This window comes from Streptomyces sp. NPDC000229 (genome assembly GCF_040300825.1).
Lineage (GTDB): Bacteria > Actinomycetota > Actinomycetes > Streptomycetales > Streptomycetaceae > Streptomyces.
Window position 1 is genome coordinate 47867 of sequence record NZ_JBEPEL010000031.1, and the last position, 23890, is coordinate 71756.

Here is a 23890-nt window from a genome sequence, read left to right on the forward strand (position 1 = left end):
GGCCTTCGTCGCGGAGGTACTGGTCCGCGTCCACGGCGGCGTCTGGAAGGCCGTCCCCAACCCTGCCGCACCAAGGGGGTGGGCTCCCGTCATTGAGGTCCTCGGCGCTGACGGGCAACCGCGCCACGTGGACGTCATGTCTCTGGTGCACGAGGAACTCCATCCGGTCCCCCAGCGGATTCCGCGCCTGGTCCAACGCGCCGTGGACCTGGCCGGCCACGCACCGCACGCGTGAACCGGCTGCCGGCTGGCTTTAACCCCAGGTTTCGCCGCTGATCAGGGTGGAGCCGAGGTGGCGGGCGGCTACGGAGATGATGGCTGGTACGGGACCCTCTTCCATCGCGTGCTTGAACGTATGGACGATGCAGGTACGTACCGGATGGACTGGTCCGCCGGGCGCCCAGCAGTCGTTGGTGGACAGGGGCCGGTTCTGTGGGCGGGCGAGGGCGAAGCAGACGAGCATGGTGCGATGGTCCTCAACCAGGAAGTGGTCGACGATGGCCCGGTTGCCGAAGTCGAGGCAGTCGAAGACGACGGCGACGTCCTCGAGCCCGTACGGCGCCTGCTGCAGGGCTGGCAGCACGTCGAGGATCGCGTCACCGCAGGCGAGAAGCCTGGCGCACTCGTGTGAGTCTCCCCAGGGCGGCGGGTCGGGGTTCCTGTACTTCTCAGGGACATCTTCTGAGCACAGCAGTGTGCCCACGTCGGGGCGGTCCCATCGTGCCTGACCGCTGACGCTGCCCCAGTTCAGGCTCGCGTTGACACAGAGCTCGCCCGCGATCAGCGCCCAGGGTGTACGAACTATACGTTCGCGCGCCAGGTCGACGACCAGACGGCCGAAGCTCTCCAGGGGCAGCAGACTAGGCTCGGCGGGCGCGATGAACGCGTCGGTCCAGATTCCCATGCGACCGGTTCTAACAACGGGATCCGCCAGAGACCAGCGACTTCGATGCCGCCGGCGCCTGATCGTTCCTCGTCCGACGCTGTCCGCTGCCGTGCCGGGTTCCCTGCCCCCGCCGTACCCCGCCGTCCCGTCGGCGGCCGCGCTGTGCAGCCGCAGATGGACGCGCCGCCTAGTCCGTTTCGTTCGGATCACCCCCGACCAGTTCGAAACGGCCTGGTTATCTCTGTGCAGGTTTGCTGTCGGGTGGCCAAAGAACCTCCGGTGGCCAGGCAGCCCAAGCGTTATCGTCGTGATCGCGAAGATCAGGAGAAGGGGGAGAGATGAGCAGGAGAGGCAGGCCGCGACGATGGGCCGTTGCTGCGGCAGGAGTCACGCTGGCGGCAGCGGTGTTGGTCGCCTGTGGAGACGGCGGGTCATCGGATGCGAAGTCGTCCGGCAAGTCCGCGGAACCATCCCGTGCGACTTCCAAGGAGCCGAGCCGTCCTGCGTTCGACCCGCCCGTGCGCTTTGACGGGCCTGGGGTCGAATTGCCGGATGCCGGCCAGCCGAGTACGACGAGCGGGGAGGAGTCACGGCCTGCAGTCACGCTTGCCGACGGGGTTGCGTACATCACCGCCGAGGGCGGACTGAAGGCGATCGACACCGGTACCGGTGAACCACGGTGGGAAGTGGATACGAAGCACGCTGCTGACCCGGGTGGTTTCGGAAGCAATCGTGTCGCTCCCCTGGTCGCGGCCGACGGCAAGACCGTGTACGCCGCCTGGAACAGGGAGGTGGAGGGCGAAGGGACCATGCCGGACCGATCCGTGATTGAGGTGCTGGCTGTCGAGACGGCCACTGGTACGACGGTCTGGTCGGCAGAGATCGCTTCCGCTCCCAGTTCCACCGGGCTCGCCGCCGTCCCGATCGGGGCCGATGAGGTTCTCGCGCCGCAGGTCGTCGGAGTGGATGCCGGCACAGCGCTCGTCACCTCGGCCGATACCACGTATGCCGTCGACCCTTCCGCGGGCACTGTTCGCTGGAAGAAGGCTGACTTTCGTGCGCTGACCTTCGCCGATGGTGTCGTCGCTGGTGGCGAGAGGACGGGGTATGCCGAAGGCAGGCTGGTGGGACTGGCCGCGGCCACGGGCGGACAGCAGTGGACGCTGGCGGATGCGCGGCAGCCGGCCACAGCGGCACCACGGTTGCTGAGCGCAAACCTCGATGACAAGACACTCGTCGTGGATGCGGTTAGCGGCGAGCGGCGGGTGACGCTCGATGGCGAGGGCTGGCGGTGCCGCCACGACGCACAGTCCCTGGTCCTGTGTTCTAAGTACGGGTACGGGGCGGCAGACCGCGGGATCAGGGTGTTCGACGCCGCTTCGGTTCAGAAGCAGTGGGCGTTGCCCGACGATTCCGGACGGGTGGTGCCCAAGGTCACCGGCTTCTGGCACGGCGCCGTGTACGGGGAGGTGAGGGACGAGCCGATCGTCCTGGACGGCAAGACGGGACAGGATCGTCAGAGTTCTGCCGGCGCCGCTCCGTACGAGATCGATCGCTACGGCGGTGTAGAGGGAACCACGTTCCATCGCGCCGCAGGCTGACATGGGCACATTCCGAGGTGACCTTCCCTTACGTGCCGGACATCGGGATGAGACAGGAGGAGAGGCCTAGATTTCTGCTGCGCCGCCTCATTCACGGTCGAATTTCTATAACCGCCGCAGGTCAGACGGTGGCGCAGCCGACTAGGCTCAACCGCGGCCCGCGCCGGAATGGAGCGCGCGGGACAGGCCCCGGTCCCCGTGACGGGACGCAGTATGGCCGGGGCCGCCCCCCCCCACACGGCGAACAGCCCCGGTGGCCAGGCGTCTCCCCCGCGGCCTCTGCGTCATCCGGCCCTTCGGAGTCGAAGTGCTCCTCGTCGGCATCAGAGGTTGAGGTCGCGAAGCCGCTGGCGTCCTGCCAAGGAGCTGTAGGTGATGACAGCGTGACATCGCGGCGTGTCCCGCGAGCCTGGAGGAGACCCGTGACAAGGTCCTCCAGCTCAGCGTGAGCCACCGGCCGGCGGGTCTCGACGTCGACGAGCACCGTGCCGTAGACCCGTCCTTTGCGTGTGGCGTACTCATCAACACCAACCACTCGCAGGCCGGGACTTCCGGTTCGGGCAACGCATCGAGCAGCCGCAACACGGCGCTGCGGCTGATGGACACTCCGAAGACCCGTGTCACACGGGCACTAGCCCGGTCGGCAAGGGCCAGGCCGACTGCGGTGAGAGTGGCACGCAACCGCTCGGTCCACCTGCTGTGCCTTCGGGTCAGTCCCGCATCAGCGCGATGAGCGCGAGCACCTTCAGCCGCGCGCGTCTGTCGGCGCGGTACTCCCGCAAGATCACACCCGTCGCGCCCGTCACACCCATGCCCCCGGGTGGCCTACTTGGCGGCCCAGTAGCCCAAGTTGTTCCGGTTCCCCTCCGCCGCCCGGCGCGTCGCGTCCGGCGATCCCAGCAGACCGTACGGCAGATACCCGGACCGGACACCGAGTTCCCACCCATGGGCCTGGACGGCGAGGCAGGCCAGGGCGAGGGTGCCGAGGGGGAGGAGGGACCGGGGCGCGGGATCACCGGCATCGGCCTCGACGCTCTCCCGGTACGCGACCAGCCGGGCGACGAGGGCGTCCTCGAAGGCGTGCTGGTCGTCGTCGAGGAGTACGCGGAGCAGCTGCTGGTCCGCGCTCAGCGCGTCGCCGACCTCGTCGAGCCGCCGGGCGGCCTCCGCGCGCTCCCCGGCGTCGGGCTTGCGCAGCGGAACCGTCGGCCAGTCGCGGGGCAGATGCCCGGCCGCCTCGGTGAGATAGGGGCACAGGGCGTCCATGGCGGCGAGGTCGGCGGGGTCGGAGACGGAGGTGTACCGGTTGTAGGGCACGCCGTCACGGATGGCGGGCGCATAGTCGTCGCGCAGCAGCAGCCCGGTGACCCGCTCCCAGTCCCACACATGCCCGCTCACGACACACATCTCGAACATGTCGAGCCAGGTCCGCGCGGTGGGCGCCTCCCTGACGACGTCCCGGAAGGTGATGGGCCCGTCCCCGAACTCGTCGTCGGCCGGGTCCGTGCTGATCCGCTCCCCGACGAGGGGAAAACGGAGTTCCTGGTCCCCGTCCGGGAAGCACATGATGCTCAGCACTCCGTGCACACACTCCGCGGCGGTGACGGCGACCGTGCCGGCCGCGGCGTCGAGCCCCGGCTCCGTCACCGTTCGCGCAGCGACATGGTCGAGCAGTTCGTCCGCCATGGCCCGGATCAGCGTCGGCGAGATGCTGCCGTACCGCAGCGAGTGCCACCGCGTGTAGGCCCGCCCCTCGATGTCGTCGAGTGCCTCGGCCAACCGCTGCTCGCCGACCTGGTGGCATGTCACATCCCGCACGTGCCCCGTCCCTTCATGAACTCCACGACTGGACGAAGCACGTTATCAACAGGCACTGACAGCACACCTAGAACCTGTCCGGGCGATCATGTCCGGTGGCCACTACGGTGGTCACCGACCGAACCGCGGTGCGAAAGCGCCTCAGGTGTTGAGCGGGGACGGGCGTGCCAGGTCTTCGCCTGCCCCATGTCCACATCAACGACATGAGCCAGGACCCACATGATCGGCCGGACAAGTCCTAGCTGGCGAGCTTGGACGCTCTCCTGCTGCGCCACTTCGACCAGGGCGAGCGGATTGCAGCTCGCGAGAAACCAACCAGCTGACTGATCGGCGACATCGGACGCGGTTGGGGGGCCGGACCGAAGCAGGGTGCGGCCCGTGGCCCCCGTCCTGTCGTGTTGGGCCACGGGCCGCGCCTCCTGCGTACTTTCCCGCTCGCAGTGGTGCGACTGCGGACGCCCTTCTGGCGGCAGGGTGTCGCTCGTCCGGGTGGCGCGGGCGGCCGGCGGTGAACCGGCGGCAGGCACTTGGCCGTCGGTGAGAGCATGGACATTGACGAGCAGCACGTCGCCGAGCCGGGCCTCGCGGTCCTGGACATCACTGCCGCTGACGAGGAGACGGTCCGGGCGGTGATGGAGGGTCTCCAGCAGCTGTGGCCGACCTCCGGGGTGACCGCGGTGTGGCGGGGTGCCCGGCGAGGCCGGGGTCAGGGCCCGGGTGTACGCCGACGTACGCCGCACCCTCATTTGTGACGCTTGAATATCCCTGTTAAAGGCATGTTTGATCATCGGATATTGGGGCAGGCGACGCCAATGCCGTGTGTCCAGTCCGATCTCGCCTCGCGGGTGCGGCATGCCTTGAGCCAGGCGGGCTTCCACCTGGTCGGTGGTGTGGCGGACGACAACGGGCCGGGGCTGCGGGTGACGGAAGCCCCGGCCGGGGTCTTGATCACGTGGACCGCTTCACACGGGTTCGCTTCGCTGGCGGCTGGTCAGCCCAGGGCCTCGGGCGACAGCATGAAGGCGGTCGTGCAGGCGGCTGTTGCGGGCTTGCTACTGCAGATGGGATACACGGTCACGGAAGCACCCGACGACGCTGGCCTTCTCGTTACCGAGGAGACAAGCCAGTAGGTCAGCCCGCTCGATGCGCACTTGCCAGCCTGACGGCAACACACGCAGTCCCGCAGTCCCGCAGTCCCGCAGTCCCGCAGTCAAGTATGCGGTGACAGGCGGAACGTTCACCTGGTGAACCTCACAGCCCGCACGAGTGAAGCACCCTCGGCAAACGACCCGGCGTACGGCCGGAGCCGCTACACCAAGCTGCATGATCACTCCTCTTCTCCGCGCCGCCACGGTGGCCGCCCTCACCGTCCTGCCCCTAGCGACCGTCCCGGCCGCCGCCGCGGCGCCCGCCCCCGCAAGCCACGCGGCCGTGACCGTGCCGCTGGGCCAGGCCATCGCCTCCCTGCCCCACGCCGCAGAGTCCCGCGAGGGCTACACCCGCACCGCGTTCAAGCACTGGGTCGACGCCGACCGCGACGGGTGCAACACCCGCGCCGAAGTCCTCATCGCCGAAGCCATCGAACCGCCCACCATCGGCGCCCGCTGCGCGCTGACCGGAGGGGTGTGGTGGTCGATGTACGACGAGACGCAGGTCACCGCGGCGTCCGGGCTGGACGTCGACCACATGGTCCCGCTGGCCGAGGCCTGGGACTCCGGGGCGAGCACCTGGACGGCGGCGAGGCGCCAGGCGTACGCCAACGACCTGGATGTCGAACGCTCCCTGATCGCGGTGACGGCGAAGACCAACCGGTCGAAGGCCGACCAGGACCCGGCCGAGTGGATGCCACCGGCCGCCGCTCAGCACTGCGCGTACATCGCCGACTGGACCGCCACCAAGCTGCGCTGGCAGCTCACCCTCGATGACGCCGAACGCCAAGCCCTGGCCACCGCGGCCGCGCACTGTTCAGGGGCCACGGTGACCTACGAGCCGGCACCGTAACCGCTGGCCGGGGGAGCACCGGCGTGAAGAACCGCCGTACCAGCCGCATGAGACGGCAGCGCGGATAGGGCTGCGCAGTGGAACAGGTCAGACGCGAATCTGAATGAGGTGGGGCGCTCCACCGAAGAGGGGCTCCACGTCGGCGCCGCCGCACTGGTTGAGGGGGCTGCCGACGGGGAGCCCCAGGTTGCCGTTGCCTGCTCCAGCGCCGCGGGTGGCGGTCCCGTCGGCTCGGGTGCCGTGGTGGTTAGTGCACTGTGTGAGGTGACCGCCCGGACGGTTGGGGGCCGTAGACGTGGTGCCTGCTGCCGGTCGCGCGGGTGCGGCCTGGCCGGGTAGACATCCCCGGCGCCGCTTCCGGCCCTGGAGCCGCAGTGACGTCCACCGATGATGAGTCGACCGGGACGCCACAGTCTTGTCGTCCTCGGCAGGCGAGGAAGAATGGGAGCCGCCTTCACCGGACGGACGGTGCGTCACCGTGATGCTGGCTATACGAAGAGGTGCTTCTCGATCGTGCGGGAGAGGGGTGCCTCTGGGGATTTCTGCGGCATGACGATCTTGAATCGTTGATCAGGGTGATACGGTGACGCCTCGTCACAGAACGGTTATTCGCAAGCCGAACGCGCGTGTTCCTGTGAGAGGGTGCACGACCGTACGCGCAGGACGAAGGTCAACGGCCCTCGGTCGGCGCACACGCCGTGGGGGCCTGTTGTCCCTTCTCCGTATGAAAAGGAGCATGGTGTGAAGCTACGAGTCGGTCGTGTCATTGCAGGCGCGATGGCATGCGCCGCGGTCACTCTGGTGGTGAGCGCAGGCAACGCCTCCGCCGAAGAAACGCCCGGCATCAGCTGGGACCACGTGTTCTCCGCCGAGGGTGTGCGGGTCTACGTCGAGGAGCACGGCGACATCATCTCCGTGTGCGACACAAAGGCGAACGGGCACTCGGCCGTGGTCCAGGTCCGCGCCACCGACGTGTGGCCCTACAACTATGAGATGAGGGTCACCGCCGGTAACGGCAGCTGTAAGACGCACCGGGCCAGCGACGGCGCCACGTACAACCTGACCGAAGGTCGTGAAGTCGATCTCTGGTTCGACGGCAACGGCGGCACGTTCGACGGCTCGGCCGGCTTCACGAACGACCACTGACCTGTCGCTTTCGGGCACCTCCGCAAGGGCGTGGAGGACCATCGGCTCGACCACTGCGCCGCGGACTGAGCAGTCCGTCAGGGATGCCCCACGCCGGTCGCCGGGGGCACTTGCCGTGGATGAACAGACAGCATGGGCTGACTAGGGCGGATGCCGACAGAAAAGGGTGGGAGTCAGTCTTACTGACTCCCACCCTCTCTAGCAGTCCCCACGGGGGGCACGGCACTGGGTCGAGTCTCCCCGGCCGTTACAGCCGCGCGCGGCCGCGTCGTCTTCCCGGCCGGCCTGGTCCCGGCCGCCGCCGGGGCCCTGGCGCTGCGCCGCGCCCGGCCAGCCCCGGCGGTCGGCCAGCAGTCCTTCACCGTGCTGGTGTTCGCCGAGCGGGAGGTATTCGACCTGCTTCTGAGCGTCGTGTGGCGCACCGGCGCCGACCTCGCTGCCGCCGGCGCCGCGTCGCTGCCCAGGGCAGCCACGAGTGAACGGCTGTGCCTTGCTGCGCCGCCTCCGCCCCGCGGCCCACGCCCTGTTGCCCGGTGCCGCTCCCGGACTGTCCCTCCGCACCGCCTGCGCCTCGTGACTGACTTCAGCGCTCCGACGGACGGGCCGCGATCGGGACAGAGGTTTGGTCGCGGCCCCGTGCCGTCCGGATGCCGGCCGCGGCGCTCTTAGCCGGCGCGCCTCCGCCCCACAAGGCGGCGCGGTCCACCACCGGACAGATCGCGGTCACCAACTGTCGTCGGGCTGGACCGCATGGCGTACGAGAAGACGTCCGTCGCCGGTGCACTGCCCTGACCGCCGACCTGGATCAGGTCCTCGGCCGTGTACCGGGCAGTCGTGGCAAGCCCCGCCAGGCCCACCTCCTCCGTGGTGGCCAGGCGCAGCTGACACAAGTCGCACCACAGGCCCTCAGCACGCCGGGAGGCGGCCGGTGCTTCCACTGCGACGGGACCGGGCTCGCCCAACCCTTGTGGGATCCGGCTGCCAGGCACGCGTGAGCGGCACGCAAGAAGAACGCCCGCGCCCCGGGCCGCCCTTCTGGACGGCGTGGGACGGGGGCGGGCGCAAGGACCTCGGAGGCTTACGCCGGTATGGATGCCGGATCCGGGCGCAGCGCCGCGAGCGGAGAGCGTCGGCCCTTGTCCACCGTGCGCAGCTACGCCCAGTCGACCTCGGGGTGTTCGCCGACCGCGTCGACGGACGCGGTGGTGTAAAGCGCGATGTCGACGGCCCCCGCCCGGCTGGTGCCGAAGCGGACTTCGATCGACTGTGGGGAGCGGACCCAGCCGAGCCGGACCATGTGGTCGAACTCGACCCTGCGCACCCCAAGCCGAGCGGCGGCCTGCTCGGGCCGGAGCAGGGGTGTCGGGGGCGACCAGGTTCGCCAGGTCCTCGGGGCGGCAGACCTGGTCGACTTGACCGGGGTGGTGCAGCGTCCCTGTCCTGGTCGTGCTCAGGTCGACCAGCAGGCTGCGGTCGACGAACCGCCGGGTCGCGAAGGCCGTCCGTTTCCCCTTTCCGTGATTACTGCGCTCAGTTGCGGCTGTTTCCGCGAAGCTCGCCGCCGGGTCGGGTGCACTGAGGCGTTTGGGTACAGTGCTGGGGGTGCTGGCTGCCTGGTCGGCGTCTTCCTGGGGGGATGAGCGAGACGAGGGTTATGCCGGAGCAAGCGAGTCCGCCTGTGATAGCACCGAAGGAACCTCTGGCCGCGTCGGCCGAGGCGGCACGGTTGGCGGCGGTGCGCCGTTACGAAATTCTCGATACCCCTCCGGACGGCGCCTACGACCGGGTCGCGGCGCTGGCGGCGCGTCTGTTCGAGGTTCCGGTGGCGACGGTGACGATCGTGGACGAGGACCGGATCTGGTTCAAGGCCACGCACGGCCTGGAGGGTGTCAGCGAGATCGGCCGGGATCCGGGCCTGTGCGCCTCGGCGGTCCTGACGGATGACACCACTGTCATCCCCGACACCCTGCTGGACCCGGTCGCCTGTTCCAACCCGCTGGTCGCCGGCCCGATGGGGGTGCGGTTCTACGCCGCCGCTCCGATCATCACCGCCGACGGGTACCGGCTGGGCACGGTCAACGTCCTCGACACCCGCCCCCGCGAGATCAGCGAGGCGGATTCGGCCACGCTCGCGGACCTGGCGGCGGTGGTGCGTGACCAGCTGGAGCTGCGGCTGTCGGCGTTGCACGTGGTGCGCGCCGAGCAGGAGCGCCGCAAGGTCGAGCAGGAGAAGCGCCAGGCGGAGGAAGAGGCCCGGCAGCGGGCGGAGCGGGACAAGGCGGCCATCACCGCGTTCGCCTCCACCCTGCAGCGCACCCTGGTGCCTCCCGCGTTGCCCGCGGTACCCGGGCTGGAGCTGGCCTGCCACTACAAGACCGCCTCCCCGCAGGAAGTGGGCGGCGACTTCTACGACGTCTTCCCCGTCGGCGAGGGCCGGTGGGCGTTCTTCCTGGGCGATGTGTGTGGCAAGGGCGCCGAGGCCGCCTCGGTCACCTCACTGACCCGCTACACGCTGCGGGCCGCGGCCCTCGTCGATGCGGACCCGACGGCCGCGCTGAATGCCCTGAACACGGCGCTGCTGCTGGACGCGGCGGTGGGGACGCGCTTCTGCACCGCCATCTTCGGCCTGCTCGATCCCGCCCGGGATGGCGGTTTCACAGTCACGCTGGCCACCGGCGGCCATCCGCCCGCCTACCACCTGAGCCCCACCGAGGAAGGCGGTGTACGGGTGGAGGCGGTCCGCGCCGAGGGCGGCATGCTGGTCGGCGCGATCGCCGAAGCCGCCTTCGCCTCACGCACCCTGCACCTGGCACCCAGCCAGGGCCTGCTGCTGTACACCGACGGGCTGACCGAGGCCCGCACCGCCGATGGCCACATGCTCGACGACACGGGCCTAATGGACTTCCTGGCCCACCGGCCGGCGCCGGTCAGTGCCGGCGCCCTGATCGACGACACCGTCGCGCTCCTGGACACCCTCCCCGACACCGAACGCGACGACGTGGCGCTGCTGGCCCTGTCTGTCCCCACTGCGGATGCCGCTCCGGTCGGCATCACCACCACCGTCCACAGCGCCGCCGCCCCGACCGCCGACGTCTCCGTCGGGCAGGAGAACCAACGCCCATGACCGACGCATTCCACATCGACGTCCCGCACACCGACGGGACCCTGGCCGTGATCGCACTGTCCGGCGATTTCGACATCGCCGCCGCACCCGCCGTGCGAGGGAGCGCCCTGGAACTCATCTCCGACGGACACCCCGACCTGGTCGCCGACCTAGCGGGCGTCACCTTCTGCGACTCCTCAGGGCTGGGCGCCCTCGTCGGCATCTGGCGCTGCGCCAAGGACGCCGACGGCTCCCTGACCCTGGCGGCCATCCCCGACCGGCTGGGCCGCCTGCTCAGCGTCACCGGGATGGACACCTTCCTGCCCGCCTACCCCAGCGCCCAGGCCGCGCTCGCCGCCCGCCAAGGCAACCGCACCACCGCCTGAAACCTCTCGCTCGCCAGGGCGGCGCCAACAGTTGGCTAGCACTGCACGGGCCGGCCTTTCCTCCCGCAGGGCACGGGGGCATGGCTAAGCGCGCGCCGCGACCAACGTACTGGTCGCGACACGCGCTCATCGGCTCCGCCAGGCGCTACACGTCGGGCCGCGGCGTACAGCACACCGGATGCTGCCTTTCCCCGCCGGGTTAGTGGGACTGCCGGACTTGGCCAGCCCACGGCTGATCATGTTCCGACGGTCAGGATCACGATGTACAGCCATGCCTTGTCGGCCCGGAAGTAGTCGGTGTGTCCCTCTTCGGTGCCCACGACCATGGAAGCGATCAGTACCGCGACCACGGAGGCGAGGTAGATGAAGAATTCGGTCGTCTTCAGAGCCGACTTCTTCTCGGTCGACAGGCGACGGGGACGGTGCGCGACAGGGCCGGTGCCAGCAGGATCGTTCACAACCCTGGCCCGCTCCCGCACCGGACGTACGCCGAACTGATCGGCAGCCCGCTGGACGGGCTGCTGTTGGACATCCACGGGCGGCGGACCGAGGAAGTCGACGACGCCGTGGTCCTGTCCACCGAGCTGTCGCGGTGGCCCGGCGGCCGCGCCCTGTACGACCCGCGCCCCGGCGAGCCCCGCACAACCGGGCTCGGCGTTAACTGCCGCTTCTACTACTCCGGCGACACGCCCTGACGCCCGTGCGCACCGCTGCTTACGGCCTGCCTTCGGTCAGCTGGGCGGCGGTGTTCTCGAGCCACAGCAGCGTCCACTCGACTCCGGCCTGCCACCCGGGCTCCGCGCCGGCGTACCGGCCTTCGGCGTCGGATCGAATGGTGGCCGCGAGGGCGGCAGTTTGTTCGAGAATCTGTGCCGCAGGGCGGTGTCCATGGCCTGGCGCATCTCGTCAGTGATCTCACCGGGTCGAAGCTCGCTTGGAGATCGGCCAGGCGGTGAGCTGGGCAGCTTTACAGACCAGGCGTGTCTGCCGCCTGGATACACTGGCCCGTCGGGAGGAGTTTTTCCTCTGCCCGTGCCGGAACGGTCGGCAGGCGGCTCATGTGAAGGAGTCTGAGCGTGGATGCCCCACTTCCGGTGGGCGGGCCCGCCCCGGCGGAGCCCGGGAGGGCCGCGTTGGAGGTGAGTCCGTTGCCCGGTCGCCAACTCATTCTCCTGGGGGCCGGCGTTGGGGAGCGGAGGTTCTGTACGTTCCTGGGCGGGCACGGCGGCAGCGGAGGGACCGGTGGCCCTGTCCAGCCGGGCCGGTGGGGGGCTGCGCCGGAATCGGGCACCTGCCCGGGCGCCGTCACGCCCAGCGCCGACCGCCCGCACCTGGCGGACACGCAGGCCGCCGACCAGGAGATCGCGGACTGGCTCGGCGACTGGAGCCCGTGACCCTTCAGTCTTCGCCCCGGTCCAGTTCCTCATCAAGGGCGACCGCTGCCGTGATCAGTGCGAGGTGCGTGAACGCCTGCGGAAAGTTGCCCAGTTGCTGACCGGTCCTGCCGATCTCCTCCGCGAACAGGCCCACGTGGTTGCCATAGGTGAGCATCTTGTCGAAGGCGTAGCGTGCCTGGCCCGGGCGGCCGGCCCGGGCCAGGGCACCCACGTAGAGAAAGCTGCAGAGCGAGAAGGTTCCTTCGTCCCCGCGCAGGCCGTCGGGGGATGCGGCCGGGTCGTAGCGGTGGACGAGGCTGTCGGAGACTAGTTCCGCGCCCATGGCGTCGAGCGTCGACAACCAGCGGCGGTCCTTGGGGGAGAGGAAGCCGACGGTCGGCATCAACAGCAGCGACGCATCCAGGACCTCACCTCCGTAGTGCTGCACGAACGCCTCGCGGCGCGTGCTGTAGCCCCGGTCCATCACCTGGTGGAAGATCGCGTCCCGGGCGGCGGTCCAGCTGGCGACGTCAGCGGGCCGGGCCAGCTCGGCGGCCAGGCGGATGCCCCTGTCGAAGGCGACCCAGCACATCAGCTGGCTGTATGTGAAGTCCTTGCGGCCGCCGCGCGTCTCCCAGATGCCCTCGTCGGGACGGTCCCAGCTCCGCGCGAGCCAGTCCAGCAGGGCGCTCAGGTTCCGCCAGCCGTCGTAACCGGCGAGCTGGGCCACGTCGGACGCGTGGCTGAGGGCGAAGACCACCTCGCCGTAGATGTCGAGCTGAAGCTGGTCGGCCGCTCCGTTGCCGAGCCGTACCGGTGCCGAGCCTCGGTAGCCCTCCAGATGGCCGAGGATCTCCTCGCCGAGGTGGGGGTCGCCGTCCACCCGGTACATGACCTGGAGCGGCTCGCCCGTCACCGTCTTGCCCGAGCGCAGCCGGGCGCCGAGCCAGCGCCGGAAGGCGTCGGCCTCCTCCTCGAACCCGAGGTCCAGCAGTGCCTTCACGGATAGGGAGGCGTCGCGCACCCAGGTGTAGCGGTAGTCCCAGTTGCGTTCGCCGCCGAGCCGCTCCGGCAGGCCCATGGTGACCGCGGCCACGGGTGCGCCGGTGGGTGCGTACGTCATCAGCTTGAGCGTGATCGCGGAGCGGTTGACAGCCTGCTGCCAGCGGCCCCGGTACCGGCCGCGGCGCAACCAGCGGTGCCAGTGGTCGTACGTGGACCGGAAATCGTGCCGAAGCCCCGACTCGGTCAGCGGCGGGGGCGCGGGCGGTTCGGCGTCGTCGCAAACGGTCAGGACGGCCGCGGCGCGCTCGCCCTCCCGCAGCACGATGGTCGCGTGCACGTCCTGGCCGTCGCGCTCGAGCGTCAGCGGGCAGGCGGCCCAGACGGCGTCGTAGACCGCGTCGTCGACGGTGTGCTGCAGGGCGGTGAGCGCGTCGGCCTTGACGGTCCGCCCTGTTCGGCAAGCCGGACCTGTCCGACTGACGAAAACGGGGCGCGCCTCCCTGGCGGCAAGGCGGGCCTGGTCCCTTTGGAGATCCCGCTGTTGACTGTGCGCCCGCGCCCCCGGCGCGCCGGGTTGACGCCGTCACTGGTCGGCGCCGGGGGCATGGACGTTCGGCAGCGGGCCGGTGCCGGAGGCCAGATCGGCAAGGGAGACGATTCCCACCGGCCGGCCGTGCTCGATGACCGGCAGACGAGCCAGCGAATGCTCGCGCATCACCGCGGCCGCGTGGTCGATGTCGTCCTCGGGCGAGACGCTGACCAACTCGTCGGTGCAGGCGTCGGCGACCCTGCCGCTGCCGCGCACCACGGAATCCTCGGTGACGACACCACGCAGCTGCCCGCCCTCGGTGACCAGCACCGCGCCGATGTCCTCCTCACGCATCACCCGGGCGATGTCCACCACCGGCGTCTCGGGCCCCACCACCAACAGGGGCGCAGTCATCACCTCACGCACTGTCCTACCCATGGTCCATCTCCCGCCGGTGTCGTCAGGCGCGCGCCGCTTCGCCTGACGACGCGCGTCCACGGGCTGTACCCGCCCCCCCGCGGGCGCTACGCCCCAAGGCGCCGGTTTGCGCTCCGATGGCCGCCTCTTTCGCCGGGGCGGACTTCCGGCCGCGTTCGCTCTGCCCGGTGGCGCACGCGTATGGAGGTAAATGGAGGGTAAAAGCGCATTCGGCCAGCACGCGGCAGCGGGGCCGTGGGAGTGGGAGCGCGGAGTGATGGGTGAGGTGGTCGAGGATGATGGCCAGGATGTGGCGTCTGCGGGCCCATGTTCGTGGGCTGGTATGGCGTGTGACGGAAGCGCTGAGTCGATCGGGGACGCCCGGGGGTTCACGGCCGACTTCTTGAACCGCCCGCACTACCCCGACCACCCTACGGTTTCTCCCCAGGCGGTCGGCGCTGCCCAGCTGGTGGTCAGCGAGCTGGTCACCAACGCCTGCAAGTACGTCCCTGGCCCGTGCGCGGTTGACCTGGAAGTGGACGGGCCGGCCCTGCAGATCACGGTGTGGGACACCGATCCGGCCCTCCCCGTCGCGCGGGCGGCCGAGCCGGGCAGGATCGGCCAGCACGGGTTGGAAATCGTCATGGCGCTGTGCGAGGGCTTCGACGTGCAGCGCGAACCGGTAGGGAAGCGGATCGGGGTCCGTCTCGCCCTCACCACGGGCGATTGACGCGTCCAGGCCCGTCAGCGGTGCCCTGCTGGGTTGTAGGCCCGGACGGTTGCCCGGCTGCGGCGCCATTGAGGTACCTCACCCCGGCCGCGCTGATTGGCCCCGCCTCGGGGTGAGCAGCGGGCAGCGCGACGCCGTGGTGAACATCCGTCGATCGCCCCGGCCCGTGAGGTGTCATACCGCACCTCACGCCACTCATGGCGCACCGGCGTACGCGCACAGCTCGGTGCTGATCAGGGTCAGCGTTTCGGTGACGTCGCTGTCGTAGGGGTGGCCCCAGGAGTCCAGGCACTGCGCGAGCAACAGCCCGGCCAGGCAGGCCCCTCGGGGGGCGGAGGTGAAGGACATGGCGCATTCGGGTATTGCCGTGGACACGACGGGCGGGTAGGACCGGGACGAGGAGATGTGCATACCGTCAGCGTCGCGACAGTGACCGGTGTGTCACCAGGGATGACGCCTGTGCGGCAGGGCGCTGTATGGGACGGGCGGTGCCTGTACACGGACTGGGCGGTTGTCCTCAAGCGCCGGGACAGCGACGGTGCGTTTCCTTATGGCGGGCCGCGAGGCATGGCGGGCGCCCCGTACAGCCGGGCTCCGTACGGACGCCCGTGTCCGGTGCCGAGCGCGCAGGACGTATCACAACATGGGGGACTGGCATGACGGCAACCGCACCAACGGACGGGACACCGGAACCGCAGCCGAGCGCCGACGGAGATACCACCCCGGGGCCGACGGGGCAACAAGGAGGCTCGGACGCGACCGCGCCGTCCGCCGCTACTCAGCCACGGCCACAGAGGTCCGCCGATACGCAAGGCGGAGCCGACGAAAGCTTAGGCGCGATCACCTCCGAAGTACTCGGAGTGGACCCTGCTGCCTCCCGGCGCAAGAAGATCCTGTGGCTGTCGGTAACGGCGACGGTCGGTCTCCTGAGCGTCCTGGGCGGGACGCTCCTTGGCTACTACATGATCAAGCCGAGCGTGACCAGGGAGAACAATGCCAACAAGGGGTACGACGCCTCCCAAGCGCCCTTCACTGCGTCCGTGCAAACCGAGTTGGGCGACCCCCGCCAGGACTGGGTCATGGTCCTCGACCGCGAACTGACCGAGAGCGAGACGCGGAAACTGACCTCCAGCGATGACCCCTCCGCCACCTTCGCATACCTCAAGTCACTCGGCGGCCGCCTGCTCACCTACGCGTCCTACCTGGAACACGCCCCGAAGCAGTACAAGCAGCTGACATCGACCGGCCGCATGGAACTCTCCGGCACCTTCAAGCTCAGACTGCTGAGCACCCGGTCCGCCGCCGTGGTCATCGACGACTGGAAAGCCACCGACGTCACCTGTCGGCCGAGCACCGCGAAGACAGTCGTCGGCTATCCGTCGCAGGGCGGAGTCGCCTACCAGGGGATCCGGGTCCACGTCCCGCCACGGGGCGGCGAGCCGGTGCTGACCGATGACGACGAGGGACAGGGCGAACCCTACTTCGACACCCACAATATCGAGGTCGGGAACGGCCAGTCCTCTGGAGCCATGCGGGTAGAGGCGATCCCGCCGCCAGGACAGTCGTGCGAGTGGGGGATCAAGGTCCACTACGTCGACGCCTACCAGAAGGCGCAGTGGTTCCAGTTGAAGGACAGCGACGGGAACCCGCTGCGCATCCGCACGGAGTCCGTCCCCGCCAACCCCCGGCAGACGTGGGTCTTCGGACCCGTCCCCTGGACGGCGTGCCACCAGAAGACCGAGGAGCCGATGTGCGACCAAATCTAGCCGGAAAGGCCGCGCTCTTCGCGGTCCTCGCGACCCTGCCCCTCCAAGCCTGCACCTCGCAACCGAGCGCGGAGAAGCCCACGTCCGGGTCTTCAGCGCGCTCGGCCCCCTACCTGGGCAACCACGGATACGCCCTTCCGGACACCCCCTTCACCCGCGAGAACACGGTGGTCACCGCCAGGTGCGCCATGGGCGCCCGTTACGTTGCCGTCGCGCTGACGGCGTGGGATCCGGAGAGCTGGAAACCGCGCGCGACACGGTGGTTCGCCCTTCCGCAGGACGCCGCGTTCAACAACTATCCCGGTGCCAAGACGGTCCACAGCCCACTCGTGGACCTCTGCCCCGGGAACCCGGACGCGCCGTCCCCCTATCGCACGGACAGCCTGGAACACATCGCTCCCCGGGTCCGCGCGCTCTTCGACCTCTCGTACACGCGAATGGCGGTAGTCCTCCGGGACCCCGGAGACAAGAACGCCTCTCACGTCGGTTTCGTGAAGAGCGACGCAAAACACGACGACTTGGTGCGCCTGAGCGGTGCCGCGGGCGACGACGAGCAGAACGCGGTGATGTCGCCGGACGGGCGCAGCGTGTGGTTCACGTACACGGACCACGATGGCCGGAAGAGGATCGGCTCCCGGTCCACCGAGGGCGACCACCACCTGTCGGACGAGGGCCCGGCCGCAGGAAACGACTTGCCCCTGACCGTCACGGGCAAGCCCGCGCGAGCCGTCCAGGCGAACATGGTGCACCTCGCGCCGGACGGCCGCCGGCTCACAGCGACCGCACCCAAAGTCTTCGGCACCGTCTTCGACACCTGGAACTCCTCCGGGCCTCTCAGCAGGACGTTGGCGCGCGGTGCCGTGCTGCTCAGTGGATGCGCCGGCGCCGTGGGCTGGGTCGGCGACGACCGGGTGCTGTGCCGCACGTCGTCCGGTTCGTTCCAGACCATGGACGCCCACACCGGCCGCGCCGCGGGCACCCCGATCAGCGTGGTCGGCCCGCAGGACGGCACCGTCGCGGAGGGGACGCTGGTGTCGCCCGACGGCACGAAGTTCATCGTCTCCGTCCACCAACCCAATGCCGAGCAGGACCCCGACTATGGGTACCACGCGCCCGCCTTCCGGGTGGTGCCGACCACACGGGGAGGAACGGCGACCGATCTCGCCGACAAGGAGCTGGACTCGCACACAGTGTTCCTGAGCTGGTCGTGAGCGGCTGTGCGGGGCCGGCCATCGAAGAAGCATCCGTATAAGGGAGCCCGGTCACCGACTCGCCCGGTCCGGTCGCGCGGACCGTGCCTGGGCCGTAGACATGAAGGGGCAGCCGCGTCCACTGACAGGACCGGGCGAGCTGCGACCCCCTTTGTCGGGGAGCCGTGCCAACCCCCCGAGCGGCACGGCTCCCTACCCGGGAGCGAGGACCTGGTGGTGCTACGTCCGCCGGTGGAGCCGATGCTCGCCCAGGCCGGGGAGACCCTCCCCGGCCCAGGCATCCTGCCCGGTCGCCTCGCGTTCGAGGCCAAGTTCGACGGCTACAGGTGCCTGCTGTTCTCCCCCGACCAGCCGGGCGGTCCGGTGCTCCTGCAGCCCCGACGCGGCAGCCTGATCCAGAGACACTGCCCCGACCTCATCCGCGCCGCAACGCACCTGCCGCCCGGTCCTCGACGGCGAGGGGGTCGTATGGTCCGAAGGCCGACTCTCCTTCGAGGCGCTGCAACGCCGCGCCTTCTCCGGCGGCCGTACGGTCCAGCAGCTCGCGGACGCGCTGCCTGCGCACTTCATCGCCTTTGACGTTCTCCAGGTGGGTGGCGAGGAGCTTCACCGAGCCGTACGCCCGCCGCCGCGCGGTGCTTGAGGGGCTGTTTCGTGAACATGAGCTGACGCCGCCGTGGACGCTTTGTCCGATGACGACGGACGTGGCCGTGGCGCAGGAGTGGCTGACGTCCTGGACGGAGGTGCAGGGCGTGGAGGGCTTGGTGATCAAGGGGCTCGGACAGCGTTACTTGCCGGGCGCAAGGGGATGGTTCAAGGTTCGCCGCCGCCACACCACCGAAGCGATCATCGGCGCATCACCGGCACCCTGAACCGACCGCAGGTCCTCGTTCTCGGCCGTTACGACGAAGACGACCGGCTGCGCCCCGTGGGCCGGACCGTTCCGCTTGGGCCGGACGCCGCCAGCCAGCTCGCCGGTCGCCTCCGGCCAGCCGGCCCCGGATCATCCGTGGACCGGTGCCCGCTTCTCCTCCACCTGGCGCAGCCGCGAACCCTTGGACGTCACCCTGGTGGTCCCCGAGGTGGTCGTGGAAGTCGACGCCGACGCGGCGATCGATCGGGGCGCCTGGCGTCACCCACTGCGCCTCGTACGGCTGCGCCTGGACATCACCGTCGGCGACGTCCCATCGTTCGGAGAAGGTGCACAGCCCTCCAACGGCTGATAGTCGCCGAGGCGGCGGTATCGCGGGTTTGATCATGTCGGCCGGGAATCTAGTACGGCCGCCGTCGTCCAGGTCCGCGACCACGGCCGCGTGGTCGGAGGGCCACGACTCATTCCGTGGGGGTCACCGGCCCACGACACGGCGAGCACCCGGCGCAAGCCGTTCGGGCCCCACGGGCAACGTGGACGTGGTCGATCTGCACGCTCAGTTCCCCGGTCCTCGACGTAGGGCGCGGAGGCGCCTGACATTCGGCACCGACCGTGATGGGCGACCACCGGTGATGCGGATGCCTACGGCAAGTACTCACCACGGTGAACAAGCCTTGTCTCGAGTTCGGCGGCTGAGGATCACCGACACGGTAGGACGGTCTTCATGTGTTCCGGTCCTCGTGGCGCTCGCATAGGAGGGGTCGGCGGCCGGTTCGTGGCCGCCGCCGAGCGGATGCTGGCTAGTGTCCTCGGGTTTTCCTTCGAGGGATGGGTGAAGTGCACACCGACGTATCCATCCATTTGGTGTGCTCCGGGTGGCTGACGGCGGCGTTGGTGGGTAGCCGCAATGGTGTGCTGAGGGCGGGCGGCACCAGGCGCTGAGCCGCGTGCCATCACTCTCCGCCCGCCGTAGCTCCTGACACGGTGACCAAGGGAGGTCGGCCATGACCCAGTCGATCAAGGAGCAGGGCATCGAGGAGCTCGGCGGTAACGCCAGCGTCCTGGTCCGTCAACGCCGTGACCACGCCGAGCTGGACCGCCTCATGCGGCTGTACGAGTCTGGCGGGGGATCTGGTGAAGAACGGCACAAGACCTTCAAGGCTATCGTCCAGCTGACTTTCAGCCATGCCTTCGCCGAGGAGACCGTGCTGTGGCCTGCACTGCGCCGTTTGGCTCCAGATGGGGATGAGCTGACCGCGAAGGTCGAAAACGAGCATCAGCAGATCAACGATCTTGTCACCGAGATGGAGAGGATCGGCCCGGACGATCCGCGTCACGATGAGCTGGCCGCTGAGACGTTCGCACTGATCCGGCAGGACATCCGTGACGAGGAGGACCTGCTCTTGCCACGCTTGCAGGAATCACTCGATACCGCCCGCTTGCGCAGGCTGGGGACGACGTGGGAGACGGTTCGCCGCACGGCGCCGACGCATCCGCACCCGGTGGTGCCACGGCGACCTCCGGGCAACGCCGTCCTCGGGATACCGCTGAGTGCCGTCGACCGGGTACGTGATCTGCTGCCGACCGGAGTGCGGGTGCTGCGGGGCTGGACGCTTACGGCGACGGGGGCGTGCGTCGGTCTGGTGTGGCTCGTTGCCAGAGTCCTGCGGCGGGGCCGCTGACCGTGCCGGTCTCGGTCGGCTGTTTCCTCCGGGCCTGAGGGGCTACCCGCTGCGGCATGGAGCGATCGTTCAAGCGTTATCGCGTGAGTGCGGCAGCTGGGCGGCTCTTGCCGTCGGCCCAGGGGCCCGGTCGCGTCCTTCGGGGCGTGGACCGGCTGGAGCGGTGGCCGGGAGCTGACTGGTTGATCATCGTGGTGCGGGCGGCGGTGCGGGCGGCGCCGCTGGGATCCGGCCGGGATGTGTTGCACGGGCGCTGGCTTGGCCATCCGGTGCATCCCCTGATGGTGCAGGTGCCCATCGGTTCGTGGCTGTCGGCAGCGGTGCTCGATGCGCTGCCCGGCCACCGCCGCGCAGCGCGGACCCTGATCGGGGTCGGGCTCGCCGCAGCGGGGCCGGCGGCGGTGGCCGGCTGGACCGACTGGGCCGAGCTGCCCAGGCAGCAACAGCGCGTCGGGCTGGTGCACGCGGCCACCAACATCACCGCCGTCGCCCTGTACGCGGCTTCATATGCCGCCAGGCGCCGCGGACGGGTATGGCGGGGCAAGGCGCTGGGAATGGCCGGGCTGTCGGCCGTCGCCGTCGGCGGCGCGCTGGGCGGTCACCTCGCCTACCGTCAGGCGTCCGGCGCGAACCACGCCGAGCAGGTATCGCACATGGTCGAGCCCGGCTGGCACGTCGTGGGCGACGTGACCGGCATCCCTGCCGGTCAGCCGGTGCGGCGTCATATCGGCGAAGTGGCGGTCATGGTGCTCCGGGAGGCGACAGGTGCCGTCCATGTGCTGGCCGACCGGTGCAGCCATATGGCCGGGCCACTGTCGGAGGGCGAGATTGTGGACAGCTGCGTGCGCTGCCCCTGGCACGGCAGCGTCTTCCGGCTGGCCGACGGCTGGAATATTCACGGCCCTGCGACTGCACCCCAGCCGTGCTTCGACACGCGGATTGTCGATGGGCGGGTCGAAGCACGGCTCCGGCATCTGGCAGGGACGCAAACCGAGGGGCGCGTGGCGTGAACGGTTGCGTACCACGTGAGAAAGGTGTTCGGCATGGCCGGGAAAGCACTCAGCACACGGCAAGCGTCCATGGCGCCGGAGGTGCGACGGGTACTGCGGGAAGGACAACGAGATCAGCTCATCAGTGGGCTGATGGCCCTCACGGCTGTCGCCCTGTTCGTCGCCCCGTGGGTCACCGGTCTGCCCACGAGCGCCAAGGACGCTCACCGCAATGAGCTCGGGGTGGGCATGATCGTCCTGTTCGTAGCGATGGCCCGGTTCAAGTGGCACCTGGGCCGGTGGTCGGACCTGCTCATCCTGGCCGCCGGCGCCTGGCTCGTCGCTTCTCCGTGGCTGCTCGGTCTGCGCAACACCGCCGTTTTCACCGACGGCGCCCCCGTATTCGACGTCGCGGCGGGCAGCGTCCTGATCGCCCTGTCCATTGCCTCCCTGCTCCTCTTCCGCACCTACCACAACGGCACCAGCGGGCGCGGGCGACACCGGACAACAAGCTAGGGCTCCCTTGGTGGCAGCCATCCCGGAGGAGGGAGAGCGCAGGGTGTGCGTGGCCTGGGCATTAGGCAGTGTCCCGTGGATCAGATGGTCGTTTGATCCGACGTGGAGTCCAGGGGCGGGTTGAGCGATGAGGGCTGGAAGCGGATCCGGGACCTGTTGCCGCCCGATCCGCCCCGTGGTGGTCGATGGCGGGACCATCGGGTGATCATCGACGCGGTGGCGTGGAAGTACCGGGGCAACAACGCGTGGCGGGACCTGCCCGAGCGGTTCGGTCCCTGGCAGACGGTCTTCAACCGCTTCCGACGGTGGGCGAAGGACGGCACCTGGCAACGGATCCTGACCGAACTCCAGGCCCAGGCCGACGCAGCCGGAGACATCGACTGGCTGGTGAGCGTGGACTCCACCACCGTGCGCGCTCACCAGCACGCCGCCGGCGCCCGCAAAAAGGGGCTCCAGTGGGCGAACCGGACGACCACGCTCTCGGGCGGTCCCGCGGCGGGCTGACGACCAAAGTCCACCTGGCATCCGACGGCCGGTGCCGTCCGTTGTCGCTGCTGGTCGCAGCTGGACACCGCCACGACTCTGTCTATTTTCGAGGCGGTCATGGCCGGCATCCGCGTGCCCAGAATCGGGAACGGCAGGCCCAGGACGAGACCGGACAGTGTGAGCGCGGATCGCGCATACTCCTCCCGCGCGATCCGCACCCATCTGCGCCGTCGCGGCATCACTGCGGTGATCCCGGAACCTGCGGACCAGATCGCCAACCGCAAGCGGCGCGGCTCGCGAGGCGGCCGCCCACCCAGCTTCGACCGCCAGGCATACAAGCACCGCAACACTGTCGAGCGATGCATCAACCGGCTCAAGCAGTGGCGCGGTATTCATTCGTACCGACAAGCTCGCCGTGCACTACCTCGCGGCACTTCAGGTCGCGGCAATCTTCCTCTGGGTACGAACCTGACGGTAAGGCTGGTCACCTCTGCCAAGGGAGCGCCTCAACCGATGCGATGTCGCCCGCCGCCAGCAGTCCGAAGAGCCGGAGAATCTCCTCTCGGGCGACATCGCGCATCTCTCCCGGGGCTACTGAATCCTCATCCGGGTTCTCCCAGACCAGCAGACCGCCGCTGAACGCGCTGAGGCACCACCCGCTCTCATGGGTGAGCGAGACATCGGGGTGCTCGTCATCGGCCTGCGTTAGACCGTCGAGCACTCGCCCCATCGTCTCCGGATCAGGCTCATCGATCGTCCCGCCCATGACGTTGTACATGAAGTAGCTCATTCCTCAATTACCTCATGTGGTGATCCACGGGACACGGCCTAGTCCCCGGCCGGGGAGGTGGGCAGGTGTAGGGGGCCGCGCCCTGTCGGGGGTGCGCTGATCACGACCGTCCGGGCCGACAGGGCCTACGGGAAAGCTGCTGGCGTTTGGCGACGAAGCATCTGAACTCACCGTCAGTAGTGTCGCCCGCCCGAAGGACACCTCCGGGTCGTCCTGCTCTTCTTGCGCCGACGTTCAGCCGACCTCCCATGGCGGCCGCCGTCACCGTCCAGCCGGTCGGCCTGCCACCAGGCGGCGAGCCAGGCGGCTTCCTTCGCCGCATCCATCAGGTAGGTGGCGCGGATCCGGCCCTGCGGCACATACACCAGGTCGATGATCAGGAACGTGAGCGCAGTGCCGACACCCGTGCGCCGTGCGTGCCTCAGCCCATCCTCGTCCCGGGCTGCGCGCAACATGCTCCACCCTGCCGACAGCAGCAGACCCCCACTAGTGACCTGAGTCAGAGATTCTTCGTTAGATCGGCGCCGCGCAACCCGGATGTCCATGCCCCTTCAGACCGCGCCCGGCGGCGAGAAGCCGTG

The 23890-nt window shown here is 69.4% G+C and carries 24 protein-coding genes and 2 pseudogenes; 17 read left to right on the forward strand and 9 right to left on the reverse strand.

Annotated elements, in window-relative coordinates; translation table 11 throughout:
- Positions 1 to 253: 253 nt before the first annotated feature.
- Positions 254 to 904 carry a hypothetical protein gene (locus ABT360_RS17500; RefSeq protein ID WP_351816504.1) on the reverse strand — a complete coding sequence of 217 codons (651 nt, stop codon included), beginning with the start codon at positions 902 to 904 and terminating at the stop codon, positions 254 to 256.
- Positions 905 to 1404: 500 nt separating this feature from the next.
- Between ABT360_RS17500 and ABT360_RS17505 the strand changes: the two genes are divergently transcribed.
- On the forward strand, positions 1405 to 2487 hold the full coding sequence (locus ABT360_RS17505) for an outer membrane protein assembly factor BamB family protein (RefSeq protein WP_351816506.1): 1083 nt from the start codon (positions 1405 to 1407) through the stop codon (positions 2485 to 2487).
- A gap of 825 nt (positions 2488 to 3312) precedes the next feature.
- On the opposite strand, the gene ABT360_RS17510 is transcribed toward ABT360_RS17505, so the two are convergent.
- Positions 3313 to 4305 (reverse strand): immunity 49 family protein, encoded by a 993-nt coding sequence (locus tag ABT360_RS17510; protein ID WP_351816509.1) that lies wholly within the window; start codon positions 4303 to 4305, stop codon positions 3313 to 3315.
- A 545-nt stretch (positions 4306 to 4850) separates the two neighbouring features.
- Between ABT360_RS17510 and ABT360_RS17515 the strand changes: the two genes are divergently transcribed.
- The 4 genes from ABT360_RS17515 to ABT360_RS17530 all read left to right on the forward strand — a co-directional run bounded on the left by ABT360_RS17515 (position 4851) and on the right by ABT360_RS17530 (position 7452).
- Positions 4851 to 5057: a DUF6207 family protein gene (locus ABT360_RS17515; RefSeq protein WP_351816512.1), complete on the forward strand. Its 207-nt coding sequence runs from the start codon at positions 4851 to 4853 to the stop codon at positions 5055 to 5057.
- Positions 5058 to 5060: 3 nt separating this feature from the next.
- Positions 5061 to 5435, forward strand: a complete 375-nt coding sequence (locus ABT360_RS17520) for a hypothetical protein (RefSeq protein ID WP_351816515.1) — start codon at positions 5061 to 5063, stop codon at positions 5433 to 5435.
- Between the two features lie 193 nt (positions 5436 to 5628).
- Positions 5629 to 6306, forward strand: coding sequence for an HNH endonuclease family protein (locus tag ABT360_RS17525; protein ID WP_351816518.1), 678 nt, complete (start codon positions 5629 to 5631; stop codon positions 6304 to 6306).
- A 741-nt stretch (positions 6307 to 7047) separates the two neighbouring features.
- The gene (locus ABT360_RS17530) at positions 7048 to 7452 is read left to right on the forward strand and encodes a hypothetical protein (protein ID WP_351816521.1); all 405 of its coding nucleotides are present in this window, start codon (positions 7048 to 7050) and stop codon (positions 7450 to 7452) included.
- A gap of 1153 nt (positions 7453 to 8605) precedes the next feature.
- Here ABT360_RS17530 and ABT360_RS17535 read toward each other — a convergent pair.
- Positions 8606 to 8773: a hypothetical protein gene (locus ABT360_RS17535; RefSeq protein ID WP_351816524.1), complete on the reverse strand. Its 168-nt coding sequence runs from the start codon at positions 8771 to 8773 to the stop codon at positions 8606 to 8608.
- 357 nt (positions 8774 to 9130) lie between these two features.
- Between ABT360_RS17535 and ABT360_RS17540 the strand changes: the two genes are divergently transcribed.
- From ABT360_RS17540 to ABT360_RS17550, 3 genes are all read left to right on the forward strand, one after another.
- Positions 9131 to 10576, forward strand: a complete 1446-nt coding sequence (locus tag ABT360_RS17540) for a PP2C family protein-serine/threonine phosphatase (protein WP_351816527.1) — start codon at positions 9131 to 9133, stop codon at positions 10574 to 10576.
- Positions 10573 to 10941, forward strand: coding sequence for an STAS domain-containing protein (locus ABT360_RS17545; protein WP_351816530.1), 369 nt, complete (start codon positions 10573 to 10575; stop codon positions 10939 to 10941). The genes ABT360_RS17540 and ABT360_RS17545 overlap by 4 nt, the downstream gene beginning before the upstream one ends.
- Positions 10942 to 11363: 422 nt before the next feature.
- The gene (locus tag ABT360_RS17550; protein WP_351816533.1) at positions 11364 to 11636 is read left to right on the forward strand and encodes a hypothetical protein; all 273 of its coding nucleotides are present in this window, start codon (positions 11364 to 11366) and stop codon (positions 11634 to 11636) included.
- Between the two features lie 703 nt (positions 11637 to 12339).
- On the opposite strand, the pseudogene ABT360_RS17555 reads toward ABT360_RS17550, so the two are convergent.
- Both ABT360_RS17555 and ABT360_RS17560 read right to left on the reverse strand, forming a co-directional pair.
- Positions 12340 to 13524, reverse strand: a pseudogene (locus ABT360_RS17555) (glycoside hydrolase family 15 protein); the annotation flags it as partial.
- A 381-nt stretch (positions 13525 to 13905) separates the two neighbouring features.
- Complete coding sequence (locus ABT360_RS17560; RefSeq protein ID WP_444852264.1) at positions 13906 to 14265, reverse strand: CBS domain-containing protein; 360 nt, start codon at positions 14263 to 14265, stop codon at positions 13906 to 13908.
- Positions 14266 to 14671: 406 nt separating this feature from the next.
- On the opposite strand from ABT360_RS17560, the gene ABT360_RS17565 reads away from it, so the two are divergent.
- Positions 14672 to 14998 carry an ATP-binding protein gene (locus ABT360_RS17565; RefSeq protein WP_444852263.1) on the forward strand — a complete coding sequence of 109 codons (327 nt, stop codon included), beginning with the start codon at positions 14672 to 14674 and terminating at the stop codon, positions 14996 to 14998.
- 195 nt (positions 14999 to 15193) lie between these two features.
- Here ABT360_RS17565 and ABT360_RS17570 read toward each other — a convergent pair whose 3' ends face one another.
- Complete coding sequence (locus tag ABT360_RS17570; protein ID WP_351816539.1) at positions 15194 to 15409, reverse strand: hypothetical protein; 216 nt, start codon at positions 15407 to 15409, stop codon at positions 15194 to 15196.
- A 449-nt stretch (positions 15410 to 15858) separates the two neighbouring features.
- Between ABT360_RS17570 and ABT360_RS17575 the strand changes: the two genes are divergently transcribed.
- Positions 15859 to 16764, forward strand: a complete 906-nt coding sequence (locus ABT360_RS17575) for a hypothetical protein (RefSeq protein WP_351816541.1) — start codon at positions 15859 to 15861, stop codon at positions 16762 to 16764.
- Positions 16749 to 17975, forward strand: a complete 1227-nt coding sequence (locus tag ABT360_RS17580) for a hypothetical protein (protein WP_351816544.1) — start codon at positions 16749 to 16751, stop codon at positions 17973 to 17975. Before ABT360_RS17575 ends, ABT360_RS17580 begins: the two co-directional genes overlap by 16 nt.
- A gap of 415 nt (positions 17976 to 18390) precedes the next feature.
- Here ABT360_RS17580 and ABT360_RS17585 read toward each other — a convergent pair whose 3' ends face one another.
- On the reverse strand, positions 18391 to 18585 hold the full coding sequence (locus ABT360_RS17585) for a hypothetical protein (protein WP_351816546.1): 195 nt from the start codon (positions 18583 to 18585) through the stop codon (positions 18391 to 18393).
- 25 nt (positions 18586 to 18610) lie between these two features.
- On the opposite strand from ABT360_RS17585, the gene ABT360_RS17590 reads away from it, so the two are divergent.
- From ABT360_RS17590 to ABT360_RS17615, 6 genes and pseudogenes are all read left to right on the forward strand, one after another.
- On the forward strand, positions 18611 to 18847 hold the full coding sequence (locus tag ABT360_RS17590; RefSeq protein ID WP_351816549.1) for a hypothetical protein: 237 nt from the start codon (positions 18611 to 18613) through the stop codon (positions 18845 to 18847).
- 183 nt (positions 18848 to 19030) lie between these two features.
- Complete coding sequence (locus tag ABT360_RS17595) at positions 19031 to 19198, forward strand: hypothetical protein (RefSeq protein WP_351816552.1); 168 nt, start codon at positions 19031 to 19033, stop codon at positions 19196 to 19198.
- 652 nt (positions 19199 to 19850) lie between these two features.
- Positions 19851 to 20528, forward strand: coding sequence for a hemerythrin domain-containing protein (locus tag ABT360_RS17600; RefSeq protein ID WP_351816554.1), 678 nt, complete (start codon positions 19851 to 19853; stop codon positions 20526 to 20528).
- A gap of 56 nt (positions 20529 to 20584) precedes the next feature.
- Positions 20585 to 21538, forward strand: a complete 954-nt coding sequence (locus ABT360_RS17605; RefSeq protein WP_351816557.1) for a Rieske 2Fe-2S domain-containing protein — start codon at positions 20585 to 20587, stop codon at positions 21536 to 21538.
- 132 nt (positions 21539 to 21670) lie between these two features.
- A complete protein-coding gene (locus ABT360_RS17610) occupies positions 21671 to 22033 on the forward strand; it encodes an SPW repeat domain-containing protein (RefSeq protein WP_351816559.1) in 363 nt (120 codons plus the stop codon).
- 102 nt (positions 22034 to 22135) lie between these two features.
- Positions 22136 to 22991, forward strand: a pseudogene (locus tag ABT360_RS17615) (IS5 family transposase).
- A gap of 12 nt (positions 22992 to 23003) precedes the next feature.
- Here ABT360_RS17615 and ABT360_RS17620 read toward each other — a convergent pair.
- Both ABT360_RS17620 and ABT360_RS17625 read right to left on the reverse strand, forming a co-directional pair.
- Positions 23004 to 23309, reverse strand: a complete 306-nt coding sequence (locus ABT360_RS17620) for a hypothetical protein (RefSeq protein ID WP_351816562.1) — start codon at positions 23307 to 23309, stop codon at positions 23004 to 23006.
- A 173-nt stretch (positions 23310 to 23482) separates the two neighbouring features.
- Positions 23483 to 23854, reverse strand: a complete 372-nt coding sequence (locus ABT360_RS17625; protein ID WP_351816565.1) for a hypothetical protein — start codon at positions 23852 to 23854, stop codon at positions 23483 to 23485.
- Positions 23855 to 23890 lie beyond the last annotated feature (36 nt).

What these genes read in the sequence shown, in the direction of transcription:
- ABT360_RS17500 (WP_351816504.1), bottom strand. Translation starts at nt 904, where the DNA reads ATGGGAATCTGGACCGACGCGTTCATCGCGCCCGCCGAGCCTAGTCTG.
- ABT360_RS17515 (WP_351816512.1), top strand. Translation starts at nt 4,851, where the DNA reads ATGGACATTGACGAGCAGCACGTCGCCGAGCCGGGCCTCGCGGTCCTG.
- ABT360_RS17525 (WP_351816518.1), top strand. Translation starts at nt 5,629, where the DNA reads ATGATCACTCCTCTTCTCCGCGCCGCCACGGTGGCCGCCCTCACCGTC.
- ABT360_RS17545 (WP_351816530.1), top strand. Translation starts at nt 10,573, where the DNA reads ATGACCGACGCATTCCACATCGACGTCCCGCACACCGACGGGACCCTG.
- ABT360_RS17560 (WP_444852264.1), bottom strand. Translation starts at nt 14,265, where the DNA reads ATGACTGCGCCCCTGTTGGTGGTGGGGCCCGAGACGCCGGTGGTGGAC.
- ABT360_RS17570 (WP_351816539.1), bottom strand. Translation starts at nt 15,409, where the DNA reads ATGCACATCTCCTCGTCCCGGTCCTACCCGCCCGTCGTGTCCACGGCA.
- ABT360_RS17600 (WP_351816554.1), top strand. Translation starts at nt 19,851, where the DNA reads ATGACCCAGTCGATCAAGGAGCAGGGCATCGAGGAGCTCGGCGGTAAC.
- ABT360_RS17605 (WP_351816557.1), top strand. Translation starts at nt 20,585, where the DNA reads ATGGAGCGATCGTTCAAGCGTTATCGCGTGAGTGCGGCAGCTGGGCGG.
- ABT360_RS17610 (WP_351816559.1), top strand. Translation starts at nt 21,671, where the DNA reads ATGGCCCTCACGGCTGTCGCCCTGTTCGTCGCCCCGTGGGTCACCGGT.
- ABT360_RS17620 (WP_351816562.1), bottom strand. Translation starts at nt 23,309, where the DNA reads ATGAGCTACTTCATGTACAACGTCATGGGCGGGACGATCGATGAGCCT.
- ABT360_RS17625 (WP_351816565.1), bottom strand. Translation starts at nt 23,854, where the DNA reads ATGGACATCCGGGTTGCGCGGCGCCGATCTAACGAAGAATCTCTGACT.